The sequence below is a fragment of the Alkalitalea saponilacus genome, from assembly GCF_900168165.1.
GTDB classification, from domain to species: domain Bacteria; phylum Bacteroidota; class Bacteroidia; order Bacteroidales; family Marinilabiliaceae; genus Natronoflexus; species Natronoflexus saponilacus.
In genome coordinates, this window is the sequence record NZ_FUYV01000002.1 from 164,146 (window position 1) to 178,233 (window position 14,088).

Annotated in this window: 17 protein-coding genes and 2 tRNA genes; 13 read left to right on the plus strand and 6 right to left on the minus strand. The window is 41.3% G+C overall.

Annotation, left to right across the window (positions count from 1 at the left end; all coding sequences use genetic code 11):
* The 5 genes from B5X70_RS02725 (at position 1) to B5X70_RS02745 (ending at position 3,787) form a co-directional block, all read left to right on the plus strand.
* A complete protein-coding gene (locus tag B5X70_RS02725; RefSeq protein ID WP_079556345.1) occupies positions 1 to 477 on the plus strand; it encodes a twin-arginine translocase TatA/TatE family subunit in 477 nt (158 codons plus the stop codon).
* A gap of 136 nt (positions 478 to 613) precedes the next feature.
* Positions 614 to 1,546, plus strand: a complete 933-nt coding sequence (locus tag B5X70_RS02730; protein WP_079556347.1) for a calcium/sodium antiporter — start codon at positions 614 to 616, stop codon at positions 1,544 to 1,546.
* 56 nt (positions 1,547 to 1,602) lie between these two features.
* Complete coding sequence (locus B5X70_RS02735) at positions 1,603 to 2,307, plus strand: ABC transporter ATP-binding protein (protein ID WP_232468290.1); 705 nt, start codon at positions 1,603 to 1,605, stop codon at positions 2,305 to 2,307.
* A complete protein-coding gene (locus B5X70_RS02740) occupies positions 2,291 to 3,067 on the plus strand; it encodes a TIGR02757 family protein (protein WP_079556350.1) in 777 nt (258 codons plus the stop codon). Before B5X70_RS02735 ends, B5X70_RS02740 begins: the two co-directional genes overlap by 17 nt.
* 9 nt (positions 3,068 to 3,076) lie before the next feature.
* The gene (locus tag B5X70_RS02745; protein ID WP_079556351.1) at positions 3,077 to 3,787 is read left to right on the plus strand and encodes a tRNA1(Val) (adenine(37)-N6)-methyltransferase; all 711 of its coding nucleotides are present in this window, start codon (positions 3,077 to 3,079) and stop codon (positions 3,785 to 3,787) included.
* 82 nt (positions 3,788 to 3,869) lie between these two features.
* On the opposite strand, the gene B5X70_RS18005 is transcribed toward B5X70_RS02745, so the two are convergent.
* Positions 3,870 to 4,040 (minus strand): hypothetical protein, encoded by a 171-nt coding sequence (locus B5X70_RS18005; RefSeq protein ID WP_157666501.1) that lies wholly within the window; start codon positions 4,038 to 4,040, stop codon positions 3,870 to 3,872.
* Between the two features lie 386 nt (positions 4,041 to 4,426).
* Here B5X70_RS18005 and mutS point away from each other — a divergent pair, with 386 nt between their 5' ends.
* Positions 4,427 to 7,039, plus strand: coding sequence for a DNA mismatch repair protein MutS (mutS, locus tag B5X70_RS02750; protein ID WP_079556353.1), 2,613 nt, complete (start codon positions 4,427 to 4,429; stop codon positions 7,037 to 7,039).
* A gap of 343 nt (positions 7,040 to 7,382) precedes the next feature.
* On the opposite strand, the gene B5X70_RS17845 is transcribed toward mutS, so the two are convergent.
* Positions 7,383 to 7,529, minus strand: a complete 147-nt coding sequence (locus tag B5X70_RS17845) for a lmo0937 family membrane protein (RefSeq protein WP_143255014.1) — start codon at positions 7,527 to 7,529, stop codon at positions 7,383 to 7,385.
* 54 nt (positions 7,530 to 7,583) lie between these two features.
* Positions 7,584 to 7,796, minus strand: a complete 213-nt coding sequence (locus tag B5X70_RS02755) for a hypothetical protein (protein WP_079556354.1) — start codon at positions 7,794 to 7,796, stop codon at positions 7,584 to 7,586.
* Between the two features lie 219 nt (positions 7,797 to 8,015).
* Here B5X70_RS02755 and B5X70_RS02760 point away from each other — a divergent pair.
* The 3 genes from B5X70_RS02760 (at position 8,016) to B5X70_RS02770 (ending at position 8,741) form a co-directional block, all read left to right on the plus strand.
* Positions 8,016 to 8,088, plus strand: a tRNA-Gly gene (locus B5X70_RS02760).
* A gap of 51 nt (positions 8,089 to 8,139) precedes the next feature.
* Positions 8,140 to 8,224: transfer RNA gene (locus B5X70_RS02765), tRNA-Leu, on the plus strand.
* Positions 8,225 to 8,456: 232 nt separating this feature from the next.
* Positions 8,457 to 8,741, plus strand: coding sequence for a hypothetical protein (locus tag B5X70_RS02770; protein WP_079556355.1), 285 nt, complete (start codon positions 8,457 to 8,459; stop codon positions 8,739 to 8,741).
* Here the strand turns inward: B5X70_RS02770 and B5X70_RS02775 are convergent.
* On the minus strand, positions 8,736 to 9,236 hold the full coding sequence (locus tag B5X70_RS02775; RefSeq protein ID WP_079556356.1) for a flavodoxin: 501 nt from the start codon (positions 9,234 to 9,236) through the stop codon (positions 8,736 to 8,738). The two genes, B5X70_RS02770 and B5X70_RS02775, sit on opposite strands and share 6 nt — an antisense overlap.
* Positions 9,237 to 9,339: 103 nt before the next feature.
* Here B5X70_RS02775 and B5X70_RS02780 point away from each other — a divergent pair, with 103 nt between their 5' ends.
* The 4 genes from B5X70_RS02780 (at position 9,340) to B5X70_RS02795 (ending at position 12,743) form a co-directional block, all read left to right on the plus strand.
* Entirely contained in the window at positions 9,340 to 10,434 is a 1,095-nt protein-coding gene (locus tag B5X70_RS02780) for a CapA family protein (protein WP_079556357.1), read from the plus strand.
* Positions 10,435 to 10,512: 78 nt separating this feature from the next.
* Positions 10,513 to 10,848 carry a MerR family transcriptional regulator gene (locus B5X70_RS02785; protein ID WP_079556358.1) on the plus strand — a complete coding sequence of 112 codons (336 nt, stop codon included), beginning with the start codon at positions 10,513 to 10,515 and terminating at the stop codon, positions 10,846 to 10,848.
* A gap of 43 nt (positions 10,849 to 10,891) precedes the next feature.
* Positions 10,892 to 11,986 carry a Nif3-like dinuclear metal center hexameric protein gene (locus tag B5X70_RS02790; protein WP_079556359.1) on the plus strand — a complete coding sequence of 365 codons (1,095 nt, stop codon included), beginning with the start codon at positions 10,892 to 10,894 and terminating at the stop codon, positions 11,984 to 11,986.
* A 13-nt stretch (positions 11,987 to 11,999) separates the two neighbouring features.
* Complete coding sequence (locus B5X70_RS02795; protein WP_232468289.1) at positions 12,000 to 12,743, plus strand: zinc ribbon domain-containing protein; 744 nt, start codon at positions 12,000 to 12,002, stop codon at positions 12,741 to 12,743.
* 82 nt (positions 12,744 to 12,825) lie between these two features.
* On the opposite strand, the gene B5X70_RS02800 is transcribed toward B5X70_RS02795, so the two are convergent.
* Together B5X70_RS02800 and B5X70_RS02805 are read right to left on the minus strand one after the other, a co-directional pair.
* On the minus strand, positions 12,826 to 13,638 hold the full coding sequence (locus B5X70_RS02800; protein ID WP_088328881.1) for a TPM domain-containing protein: 813 nt from the start codon (positions 13,636 to 13,638) through the stop codon (positions 12,826 to 12,828).
* Positions 13,639 to 13,650: 12 nt separating this feature from the next.
* On the minus strand, positions 13,651 to 14,085 hold the full coding sequence (locus tag B5X70_RS02805; protein WP_079556362.1) for a TPM domain-containing protein: 435 nt from the start codon (positions 14,083 to 14,085) through the stop codon (positions 13,651 to 13,653).
* Between the last annotated feature and the right edge of the window lie 3 nt (positions 14,086 to 14,088).

Below are 14,088 nucleotides of genomic sequence, written 5' to 3' on the forward strand. Positions count from 1 at the left end.
ATGACTATTTTCCTTTTTGGCATATCAATGGGAGAAGTTGTGCTTCTCTTTCTGGTTGTACTGATGTTATTCGGGTCTAAAAAGATACCTGACCTGGCTCGCTCACTAGGCAAGGGAATGAATGAATTCAGGAGGGCTGCTGACGATATCAAAAAAGAGTTTGAGGAAAGTACGACTGAAATTAAGGAAGAACTCGACGAAATAGAGGAAAATATGCGTCAGAACAGCAAAGAGATACGCGACCTGGCAGATGATGTCTACAGGGACGACTACGGAACTCATGACGATTCTGCTGTAAAAGATATATACGGGCTGGATAAACCTGAGCAATCCTACGAAGATGAAGAAAAGGAGAGCGAGGAGTCTCTTAAAAACAATGAAATTACTGCAAATAGTAACGATTTGGAAATAGAAGATCAAATGGAAGTGAAGAATACGGATTCCGAAAATGAAGAAGAAAAACCTGAAAAGGAGTAATTGTTGCTCATAATTAATTAACTGCTATTTAATCTGTATTATTGACATACACCGAACTTCGTTTCACAACCAATCTATTTCGACAATTAATTAATAAAACAGGTTATAAAGCCGGTTGTATATTTAACACTACACAATGGCATACATTTGGCTTATTTTGGGGTTCACTCTCCTCTTCTATAGTGGCAATTGGCTGGTAAAAGGCAGCACGCAGCTTTCTGCCCATTTCAAAATCAGCTCTCTGGTTATAGGACTTACCGTTGTAGCATTTGGGACATCAGCACCAGAGCTGTTTGTCAGCGTAAAAGCGGCATTCAGCGGCGTACCTGATATTGCCATCGGGAACATTGTGGGATCAAACATTGCCAATATTGGGCTGGTACTTGGGCTGGTTGCCATGGTTATGCCCATCGTCATAAACTCAAAGGGCATCTGGTTCGACTGGGTCATCATGATCATTGCAACCCTCATGCTGATTCTCTTTTCAACAAACGGAGTCATTGGTTTTTGGGAGGGCTTTGCTTTTCTTACAGCGCTCATGCTATATCTGAGTTGGTCGGTATGGCAATCCAGACGAAAAAGCCGAAAAGAAGCCCTAACCTACCCTACACCGGAAATTAAACTCCCTACTTCTATCATCATTGTACTGGGATCATTTGTCGGACTCTATTTTGGAGCTGAATGGCTTGTAAAAGGAGCCACAGAACTTGCAAGAACATGGGGCGTCAGTGACAGAGTCATAGGCATCTCTATTGTAGCATTTGGAACCAGCGTGCCGGAACTGGCCACCTCTTTAGCAGCCATCGCAAAAAAAGAGAACGACATATCCGTTGGAAACATCATTGGCTCCAACATCTTTAACATATGGGCCGTATTGGGAGCTACCGCGGTGGTTAAACCTCTTGGAATTGCCAACATTACCATGCTAAGAATTGATCTGTTATGGACCATACTTCTATCGGTTATGCTCCTCATCTTTATGATTCCATTAAAAAACGGAATCATTAACCGCTGGAAAGGGGTTTTATTGTTTCTGGTTTATATATACTATATTTACATTTTGTTTTGATAAGAATAGAGCCGCTTTTCGGTTAAAACACAACTCCCAAACGCTAAACAACGTGTTTGGAAAAGCACTTGATTCATTTTCACATCAAAAAATCTAACGATTTTTATTATATGGTTGAAGGCAAAGGCATCAGAAAATCTTTTGGAGATCTGGAAGTACTTAAGGGCATTGATATATCAATTGCCCCGGCGGAAATTGTTGCCATTCTAGGCGCCAGCGGAGCAGGAAAAACAACATTGCTTCAAATTTTAAGTTCTCTCGACAATCCTACACAAGGAGAGGTATTCATAAACAACACAGCAGTTCATAAACTGGGTGAAAAGCAACTTGCCCGGTTTAGGAATCAGAACATTGGTTTTGTTTTTCAATTTCATCAGTTGTTACCAGAATTTACAGCAGCCGAGAACTGCATGCTTCCCGCTCTCATCGGCGGAATACCCCAAAAAGAAGCAGAAAAAAAAGCCCAGGAACTTCTCTCATTCCTGGGATTGGAACAACGTCTGGAGCATAAACCGGGACAGCTCAGCGGTGGTGAAAAACAGCGAGTAGCCGTTGCCAGAGCATTAATCAACGATCCGGCGGTAATTTTCGCCGACGAACCATCGGGAAACCTGGACTCCAAAAATCAGGATGAGCTGATGGATCTTTTCATAAACCTCCGCCAACAATTTAAGCAAACCTTCATCATTGTTACCCATGATGAACATTTAGCCGAGAAATCAGACCGTACTATTCATATGAAAGATGGGTTCATTGAATAACATCGCACAACAAACAATTGAATTCCTGAACACCAAAGCAGCATTCTATCATGCTCCCTGGTTCATTAAGGATGATCCCATATCCATCCCTCATCGTTTTTCAAGAAAAGAAGACATCGAAATCAGTGCTTTTCTGACTGCCACCATTACCTGGGGGCAGAGAAAAATGATTCTTCAAAAATCCTCACTATTAATGGAGTTGATGGAGAACAACCCGCATGACTTTTTGAAAAATGCCGGGCATCAAGAGTTTCAGAAATTCAACTCTTTTGTTTACCGAACATTTAATCATGTTGATTGCATCTATTTTCTAAGTACTCTTAGAAATATTTACAGGCATCATGGAGGATTGGAAGAACTGTTTTTAAAAGGCTACAAAACCAACCAATGCATATTTGATGCATTGGTTTCATTTCGTCAATTCTTTACCTCTTTCAGTCCTATGCCGCGTACCGGAAAACATTTGGCAAACGTGGAAAAAGCATCAGCAGCGAAACGGCTCAACATGTTTCTGAGATGGATGGTAAGGCCTGATCAAGGCGTTGACTTTGGAATTTGGAAGAAAATAGATCCGGCACACCTCATGATCCCGCTGGATGTTCATGTTGCCCGGGTGGCAAGAAATCTTGGTATTTTACAACGCAAACAGAACGACTGGAAAGCGGTTGAAGAATTAACTCAAATGCTAAAAAATATTCGCCCACACGATCCGGTCTTCTACGACTATGCTCTTTTTGGCTCAGGTGTTTACGAAAAATAGCAAAAACCGATGTTTCATTTCAAACAATTCTCGGTAAAACAGGATAAAACCGCCATGAAAGTTGGTACCGATGGCGTACTTCTTGGCGCCTGGGTTCCGGTTGAAAACAGCCGCAACATTCTGGATATTGGCACCGGCACTGGATTGATAGCTCTCATGCTTGCGCAAAGAAACCTAAACGCCCGCATTACAGCCATCGACATTGATGAAAATGCATTTATACAGGCAATGGGAAACATCTCGGAGAGTCCCTGGCACGATAGAATAACAGTGATTCATGAATCACTGCAAAAGTTCAGCAAAAACCATCCAGCAAAATTTGACCTCATCGCAACCAATCCGCCATTTTTCAATAATTCCCTTCATGCACCGGACAAAGCAAAATCCGCAGCCAGGCACAGCCATCTCCTGCCCCACGAAGACCTATTAATTGATGGAAAGAATTTGCTGACATCGAATGGAAAACTTGCATTGATATTACCGGTAGCTGAATACCAATTATTCTCAAGACAAGCTGAAAATTTTGGTTTCTACGAAAACCAAAATATCAGAATCTTCCCAACCCCAAGTAAAGCAGCTGTTAGAATAATGGGAATATGGGGACTCCAAAAAACATCAGAAAACTTCAAAGAAGAAATCATTATAGAGAAATATGGTCGCCACAAATATTCAGATGAATACATTGCTCTCACCAGAGAGTTTTATCTAAATATGGCATAAAAAAGCAGGTGCCATCAAAAGAGAAGGGATTAGCTTTATCGATTTGACAGCAACCTGCAGGGAGGGATCTTAAATATTTTACTTAGTCAAATATGCGGTTAAGAATGACGTATACTGCTGTTCCTCCTACAATCAAAAATCCACCTGACACCAAAACGGCATTACTTACCATGTGCTGAATTACATATACGCTTAAAAGTATTGCTCCTAATACTATTAATATGATACCGGCGTATTTAATCAAATCATTCATAAGTGCTTTGTTTTTATGGTTTTAACATGAATAAAATTACTTAACAACATGGCCAGACAGAACTCGAATGAGACAGGTTCATCCGTGCTTGTATTTTACAAATTAAGCCCGTTTCATAAAAGTACAAACAGAAACCGATTTTTCAAACTTTTTTGAATTAAAAGAATCGGTAACTGAATATCCCATCATATTCTTTTTGAAAACTTTCATGTGTGTATAATTTGATTTTAATTTACCATATGGAGCATCCATGAATAATCATCTGCCTGTGTGCCTAATTTTCTTAACATGGATGTTTCATTTTATTCATTTGCACTTATCTTTGTGTGTTGCAAAAAAAGATTGCAACATTTTACAACAAGCTTTTTACATCAAAAACAGGAATAATGGCAAAAGAGAAGGCAGTTCAAACACCTCTAATGAAACAATATTATGGAATAAAGGATAAATATCCCGATGCCATTTTGCTGTTTAGAGTGGGCGATTTTTATGAGACCTTTTCTGATGATGCCATAAAAGTTTCGGAAATTTTAGGGATAACTCTTACGCGAAGAGCCAACGGCGCTGCCCAGTATGTTGAATTGGCCGGGTTTCCTCACCATGCTCTGGACACCTACCTGCCAAAACTGGTGCGTGCCGGTCAGCGGGTAGCTGTTTGCGACCAGTTGGAAGACCCCAAAATGACCAAAACCATTGTAAAAAGAGGTGTTACCGAATTGGTAACACCGGGTGTGGCCATCAACGATAATATTCTGGAGCACAGGGAAAACAACTTTCTGGCAGCTGTTCATCTCGATTCAAAATATGGAGGGATTGCATTCTTGGATTTATCCACCGGCGAATTTTTAACCGCCGAGGGCACTCACGAACATGTGGAGAAGCTTCTTTCAGGGTTTAAACCAAAGGAAGTTCTTTACGAAAAGGCCAAAAAAGCTCAATTCACCGAAATATTTGGTTCTAAAAATTATGTATATCCTCTGGAGGACTGGGTTTTTACAGCTGATGCGGCCGATGACCGCCTGTTGAAGCATTTTGAAACCAAATCCCTTAAAGGATTTGGTGTTCACAACCTGAAATACGGAACCATTGCCGCAGGAGCCATCCTTCATTATCTTGACTTGACGCAACATCACCAGATATCCCACATCACATCATTATCACGCATAGAAGAAGAACGTTATGTGTGGCTGGACAAATTCACCATTCGCAATCTGGAACTGTTCCAGCCGGTGAACGAAGGCGGGAAGGCTCTGATTGACATCATAGATAAAACCATTACCCCAATGGGGAGCCGCATGTTGAAACGGTGGGTGGCTCTTCCTCTTAAAGATGTGCAACCCATCAAAGACCGACAGGCGGTGGTGGAATACTTCTTTCGTGAACCGGAATTGCGCAGCAACTTAGAAAATCACCTTCGCCCCATTGGAGATTTGGAGCGGCTGGTTTCAAAAGTGGCTGCCGGAAGATTGACTCCGCGAGAAATGGTGCAACTTAAAAACGCTTTGGGAAACGTTGCACCTGCCAAAGAGCTTTGTCAGCAATCGGAAAATGAAGTCCTTCAACACATTGGAGAACAACTCAACCCGTGCAGATCGCTATTTGAGCGCATACATAAAGAAGTTTCAAGCGACCCTCCGTCTCAAATCAACAAAGGCGGAGTGATAGCCGAAGGTGTTTCTGAAGAGCTGGATGAACTGCGAAGCATTGCCTACTCCGGAAAAGATTATTTAAACAATCTCCAGAAAAGAGAAAGTGAACTCACCGGAATTCCCAGTCTGAAGATTGCATTTAACAACGTTTTTGGTTATTATATAGAGGTTAGGAATACCCATAAGGACAAGGTGCCGGAAAACTGGATTCGAAAACAAACCCTGGTAAATGCAGAACGTTACATCACAGAGGAGCTAAAGGAGTATGAGTCGAAAATACTGGGAGCAGAGGAGAAAATACTTGCTTTGGAAACACAGCTGTATGCTCAACTCGTATCGGCTGCTGGGGAATTTATTCCTGCCATTCAGGTGAATGCCACTTTGCTGGCCCGGCTGGATTGTCTTATCGGATTCTCGGTTTTGGCTGCCGAAAACAAATATATTCGCCCGGATATTAACGACAGCGATGAAATTAAAATTTCGGCCGGTCGGCATCCGGTGATTGAGAAGCAACTACCACCCGGAGAAGCATATATCCCCAACGATGTATGCCTGAATAACGAAAAACAGCAAATCATCATAATTACCGGCCCAAACATGGCAGGTAAATCTGCGCTTTTAAGACAAACGGCACTCATAGTACTGATGGCACAAACCGGAAGCTTTGTGCCCGCAGAAACAGCTCAAATTGGTGTAGTTGATAAGATTTTCACCCGGGTTGGTGCATCGGACAACATCTCACAGGGAGAGTCCACCTTTATGGTTGAGATGAACGAAGCCGCCAGCATTCTCAATAACATATCCGACCGCAGTCTGGTGTTGTTTGATGAACTTGGACGTGGAACCAGTACTTATGATGGGATTTCCATTGCCTGGAGCATTGTTGAATACATCCATGAGAACAAAAGAGCACTTGCCAAAACCCTGTTTGCAACGCACTATCACGAACTCAATGAGATGGCCAATACTTATAAACGTTGTAAAAATTACAACGTTTCAGTGAAAGAGGTCGATAATAAAGTCATCTTTTTAAGAAAGCTGGTTCCGGGTGGCAGCAATCACAGTTTTGGAATTCATGTGGCACGCATGGCCGGCATGCCCAAAAGTGTTGTAAAACGTGCCGACGATATTCTGAAAGAACTGGAAGACACCCACCGAAAAGGACAACTATCCAAACCCGTTGGCGAATTGGCGAAACAAAGAGAAGGTTTTCAACTGAGTTTTTTTCAGTTGGACGACCCCGTGCTGAAACAAATCAGGGACAGAATAGCCAGTCTCGACATCAATAACCTGACACCAATGGATGCGCTGAACCAACTGAATGAAATAAAGAAAATAGCAGGATTGTAAGCCTTTTGCACCTATTGATCCAACCATTTCTTAAAACCGGCAACCCTGTCGCGACTTACTATTAATTGGTTACAAACGTTCAACAGGCAGAGCACCGATTAACCAAATTGGAATATAGAGCAAAATTTGAAAAAAGATGACATTTTCATAACCATTGAATTTAGTCTGAAAAAATGCACTTTACACGAAATTGATTCAAAAAATCAATGGTTACATAAAAAAGAATGCAGAGAAGTTGAATTAACCAGCCAGATCGTTATATCGGTATCTATGCTGTGTAGATAAATCGAGTGACTCCTCAATACGAATCCCCCAAAATAGCACACAAGCAAAAGAAGCGGAATCACCTTCCCCTGATTATCCTCAATAAAACTGCAATGATGGCAATAACCAACAAAATATGAATTAAACCGCCAACACTATACCCGACATAACCGATAACCCAAAGAATTACCAATATAACGGCAATTAAATATAGTAAACCACCCATATATATTTTATTAAAAATTAAACTTCATTTTAAAAAAATACATCAGAAATATGTTTATTGTTTTTTCCGACTTAATAACAATATAACGATACCACCGAGGGCAACAGCTCCTCCAACCCATTGCGGCCAGTTAATTTCATGCTCTTTTTCCTGAGTAATGGCAAATTCACCTATCTCAACAACGTCCTCTTCAGTTTTAAATGAAATGCCGGTGAAAATTGTGATCAATATCCCAATAATGATTAGTATAATTCCTATTTTCTTCATAAAACGAACATTTACATATTAAACATTCATTCAATTTCGTCATAAAATACAAGAATGTCAAAAAAGAGATAAAAAACCCCGAAAAACAGAACCATTTGAATCCTAATAAACTGTATAAACGAATAGGAATAGCGGCTGTTTTTTCTTTAAAAAAGCTATGAAAAAATTGCAGCTGATGTTTGCACAAAAGAAAAAAGTCTTATCTTTGCAACTGCAAACGCGAAAATAGCTCAGTTGGTAGAGCACGACCTTGCCAAGGTCGGGGTCGCGGGTTCGAGTCCCGTTTTTCGCTCTCTGTTTAATCCCCGTAACGCGGGGATTTTTTACATACAAACTATGGTCTGCCCGGATGGTGGAATTGGTAGACACGCTGGACTTAAAATCCAGTAGTCATTGCGACTGTGCGGGTTCAAGTCCCGCTCCGGGTACACTTTTACAACAAAGCCCCCTGATTATCAGGGGGCTTTGTTGGTTTTAGGGGGCGAATAAGTCTACCTTTCTGCTTTCTGAAATGCGATCTCATCTTCTACATTCCAACTTAATAAACTCATGGCTCGACAGGCGCCTGAAAAGATTGCATGTAATATTAACCACCTCACAACTACAAATTGTACAGTTTCACATTTTTACTTATTTTTACCGCTTAAAATAAAGGTCTTCATGGCAAAAAAGGCAAGCAAGAAAGCTGACAACGCTCCTGTGCAAAGACATCAGGCATTGAAGCGGCAACATAAAGTTACCATTCTGTTAAATGACAAGGAGCTGGAAGCGATTGATATGTATTGTAAAAAATACAAGGTGAAATCAAAAGCAGGTTTTATTCGGGAATCCGCATTAAGAAATGTGATGACTCAGTTCCTGGAAGATTATCCAACTCTGTTTGCAAAACAGGAGTTGGACAGTCTGGTGGTAAGGCATGTTGCTGAACCGGAAAACAGATTATAATAATTCTCTGATGCTTTCAGCCCATTTCTCTATTCGGTAATCGGACAAATCAGGTTCGTTATCCTCATCGAGAGCAAGACCAACAAACATGCCTTCTCTATAGGCTTTTGATGATGCAAAATCGTACTCATCTGCCGACCATTCACCAATAAACTTCACACCTTTATCCTGCAAAAGTTCATAGAGTTTCCCCATCCCATCGCAAAAAGTATCCGGGTAATTCTGCTGATCACCAAGACCAAACAGTGCAATGGTTTTGCCGGACAAATCCTGTTGAACCAGCATCTCCACAAATGTTTCAAAATCATCCTGCAACATACCAACCCCCCATGTTGAGGTTCCAAGAATTATAGTAGAGTATGCCTTGATGGTTTCCGGAGAAACATCATTAGCTCCTTTTAAATCAGATTTTTGAATAAGTGATTGTAACTTTTCGGCCACAAAACGGGTATTACCTAAGGATGACCCATAAACAATCAATATGTCAGAATTCATTTTGTTTCAATTTTAATTTAAATATCATCATATTTAAACAAAGAACAAAGGCAAAGAATTAAAAGTTCATCAAACCCTGTTTTTACTGTAAAAGTTACTAATCATGAAGCCCTTTATATTCGCACTTATCCTTTTTTCGATAACGTTCAGTTCGGTTTGTCAGGAAGCCACGCTCCTCTTTTTTGGAGATGTAATGGGGCATGGAGCGCAAATTGAGAGTGCAGAACGTGATGGTGGCAGATACCATGACTATTCAGAAAACTTCAAATACATTGAACCATACTTCCGATCAGCAGATGTTGTTGTGGGAAACCTTGAAGTGACGCTGGGAGGAGAGCCATATAAAGGTTATCCATTGTTCAGTTCTCCGGACGAACTCGCAACGGCTCTCAAAGAGTCAGGGGTAAATGTTCTGGTTACCGCCAACAACCACTCGTGCGATCGTGGCAAAGCAGGACTGGAAAGAACCATCAAAGTTCTGGATCAGCATCACTTTGTGAGGACAGGAACTTTTCTGGATAGCACGGATATTGCAAAACACCATCCCCGCATCATTCACATCAATGGCATCAAACTGGCTCTGTTAAACTACACATACGGCACCAACGGCATACCTGTTACGCCACCAAATATTGTCAACCTCATCGACAAAGAAACAATGAAACAGGATCTAGAACTGACCAAATCCATGCATCCTGATAAAATCATCATGTTTCTGCATTGGGGTAACGAATACGCCACCTCACCATCAAACGATCAAACAGAATTGGCAGAATTTCTTTTTGAACATGGAGCAGACATCATCATTGGAGCTCATCCGCATGTCATTCAACCCATGCACCTAACCTACCAAAACGACCGCGAACAACTGGTTGTTTATTCCCTGGGAAACTTTATTTCCAACCAAAGATGGGAACTGACTGACGGTGGGGCAATGGTTCGAATCACTTTGGCGAAACATAAAGGCGACACCTACATTAAAGATGCTCAACACCTGCTTACCTGGGTTCACACGCCAATCATCGACAATCGCCGCAGGTACTACATATACCCTGCTTCTGTGTGGGACAGGCAGGGTGTTCCTGATCATATTGCCCCGGGGTGGGAAGGCATGCAGCAATATCTTAAAAGCGCAAGAAAAGTGATGCAACTAAACACCTATATACGAGAAGCAACCGAAGAGTGGCCATTAAAATAATGGCAGCAAATTTTCTTGTAATCATTAAAAAAAAAGAGTAAAATTGTAAGATAGATATTCCTAAAATTTAGTTGTACCATGCCATATAAAGAGCCTGTAATTGAAAAGCTCTACTACACCATAGGTGAAGTAGCTAAAATGTTTAACGTCAACACCTCATTAATTCGTTTCTGGGAAAAAGAATTCAACATCATCAAACCACATAAAAACAAAAAAGGCAATCGCCTTTTTACGCCTCAGGACGTTGAGAACTTTCACCTGATTTACCATCTGGTAAAAGAAAAAGGGATGACACTGAAAGGTGCCGAAAAAAAACTGAAAGAGAACAAAGAAGACACCATAGAAAACTTCGAAGTAGTAAAACGGCTGAAAGATATCAAAGAGATGCTCATCGATATCAAAGAAGGAATGTAGGTTTGTTCCTGCCATTTTACAAATTGAAATAGTTTCGAAAAAAATGACCATAAAAGAGATCATCAGCCATCTTGAAGACTTTGCTCCGCAATCGCTTCAGGAAGGGTTTGACAACAGCGGAATGCAAACCGGCGATGTAAACCAAAACGCTACCGGAGTGCTCATCACACTTGATGTTACACCGGAGGTTGTTGATGAATCGATAAAGACAAACTGCAACCTCATCATCAGTCACCATCCGGTCACCATTTCAGGGGTAAAAAGCCTCACCGGGAAAAACCTGTCAGAACAGGTATTTATCAAAGCCATCAAAAACAACATTGCCATATATACCGCACACACCAACATCGATAATGTAAAAAACGGTGTCAGCGGCATTTTGGCCAATAAACTGGGACTCATCAATCACAAAATCCTGTCTCTTAAGCAAAATGCCCTGGTAAAACTGGTGGTATTTGTGCCCAAAGAAGCTGCCGGGGAAGTTCGAAATGCCATATTTGAGGCCGGAGCAGGTCAAATAGGCAATTACGACTCATGCAGTTTCAACATCGCCGGAGAAGGCACATTTCGCGGCGATGAATCGACCAATCCATACGTTGGGGAAAAAGGAGAGTTGCACACCGAACCCGAAATCAGGGTAGAAACCATTCTCCCGGCCACTTTGCAATCCAGGGTTTTAAATGCTTTGATAAAAGCACACCCGTATGAAGAACCTGCATTTGATTTTTATCCTCTGAACAACAGTTGGCCTGAAGCAGGGTTAGGTATTGTTGGAGAATACCATCAACCGCTGAGCAAAACAGAATTTCTTACGAAACTAAAAGAAGTGACGAATGCCTCATGCATTCGTTACACCGAATGCATACATGAAAAGATTCAAAAAGTGGCTGTTTGTGGTGGCAGCGGAAGCTCTTTTTTAAGAAATGCCATTGCCTCGGGTGCCCAGGCATTTGTAACCGGAGATTTTAAGTACCATCAGTTTTTTGATGCAGAAAACCGCATTATGATTGCAGATGTGGGACATTATGAAAGTGAACAGTTCACTAAAGAACTTTTTTTTGAGATACTTACAAAAAAAATCCCTAATTTTGCAGTCCGTTTATCAGAAGTAAATAGCAATCCTATAAAATATTTTTAGCAGAATGGCAACAATGGATTCAAAAACAAGTGCAAATGAAGTTCCTGTAGAAGAAAGACTTCGCGCACTGCACGATTTACAAAAAGTCGTTTCAGAAATTGATAAAATCAAAACCCTGAGGGGAGAACTTCCTTTGGAAGTTCAGGATTTAGAAGATGAAATAGAGGGTTTAGAAACCCGCATAAAGAACTTGGAAGCTGAAGTAAAGAGCCTTAATGATGGCATTCTGACCAAAAAGAATGAAATTAAGGATGCAGGTTTGCTCATTAAAAAATATGAGGCGCAACAATCAAATGTGCGCAACAACCGTGAATATGATTCTCTTACTAAAGAGATAGAATTCCAAACGCTGGAAATTGAGCTTTGCGAAAAGCGCATTAAAGAGTTCACTGTTGAAATGAAAGCCAAATCGGAGTTGGTAGATGCATCGAGAAAGCAATTGGAAGAGCGTCAATCTGATCTGACTGCTAAAAAAGCAGAATTGGATGAGATTGTTTCAGAGACTCAAAACGAAGAGGAGCGGCTAAGAACAAAATCAAAAGAGATTGAGACCCGAATTGACGACCGCCTATTGACTGCATTTAAACGTATTCGTAAAAATGCACGTAACGGGTTAGCTGTTGTTACCGTAGCACGGGATGCTTGTGGTGGTTGTTTCAATAAAATCCCACCTCAGCGTCAGCTGGACATTCAGATCAGAAAGAAAATCATTGTCTGTGAATACTGCGGACGTATTCTTGTGGACGACCAATTGTAATTCATACATTACTTAAAAATAAGAGAGGTGTAAATCTAAGATTTACACCTCTTTGTTTTATATCAAAAGAACATATTTTACATCACCAGCTTCCCCCGGCACCTCCGCCGCCAAAGCGACCTCCTCCAAATCCTCCAAAACCACCTCCGGATCCGGGGCTAAAACTTCCCCGGCCTGAGCTAAAATTGCCCCACTGTCCGCTGTGTCTTCGCGAACCAGAGCCTAGCATCGACATGATTACCCAAAATGGCACATCATGCCCCAAAGAAGACTGTCTTGTTCGTCTTGCTCTTGATATGACCATGAACATCACAATAATTATAACCAACCCAACCACGCCTCCAACAGCCTCTTCTCGGCTTCCGGTTCTGGACATGTAGGCATCGGCAGTGTATTCATCTCTCGTTAAATCCATGATTACATTCAATCCGGCAATTAACCCGGTGTAATAGTCATCGTTTCGAAAATGAGGAATCATTTCATTATCAACCACCCTTCGAGCTACTGCATCAGGAATGACTCCTTCCAAACCATAACCAACGGCGATATAGGCACGTCCTCTCTCATTCCCGATGCGAGGTTTTACCAACACCAACAGGCCATTATCGGTGCCTGCCTGTCCAATCCCCCATTTATCGGCCACCCGAAAGGCAAAATCTCCCACATCATAGCCGCCCAAATCAGGTACTATTACAACAGCTACCTGAGTACTGGTCTCTCTGGCAAACTGAGCCAGACTATTTTCCAGATTATTTAGGGAACCTTCCGGCAAAACACCTGCAAAATCATTCACCAAACGGGGTGGAACCGGTCTTTCCGGTATAGGACTTGCCAAAAGATCAGAAAATCCGACAAAACACAGAACAATAAAAATATATCTTAAACTCTTATTCATAATCATCAAATATCATTTACCAAAAGAAATTTCATCAGGAAGTTCGTTCACATCATCGCTCTGATATGGAAAATGCGACTTTAATTTCTCTCCTGCCCTAAGAATACCACACTCCAATCCCCCGGCAAAGTCACTTTGTTTAAAATACTCTGTCATCTTCTCTTTGATACACTCCCAAAAATCATCCTCCACAACGGCATTTATACCCGCATCACCCAAAATGGCAAATTGATGATCCTTAACAGCTAAATAAAACAGCACTCCATTGCGAAGTTCTGTCTTATGCATCTTCAGTTTTTCAAAAAGGTAAGCTGCCCTGTCCATCAACTCCTCCGGACAATGATTTTCAATATGTACACGAATTTCTCCCGAGGTATTTAATTCAGCCTGCTTAACAGCAGCCACAATCCTCTCTTTATCCTCACTGCTAAATAGTTTCTCTGCCATATC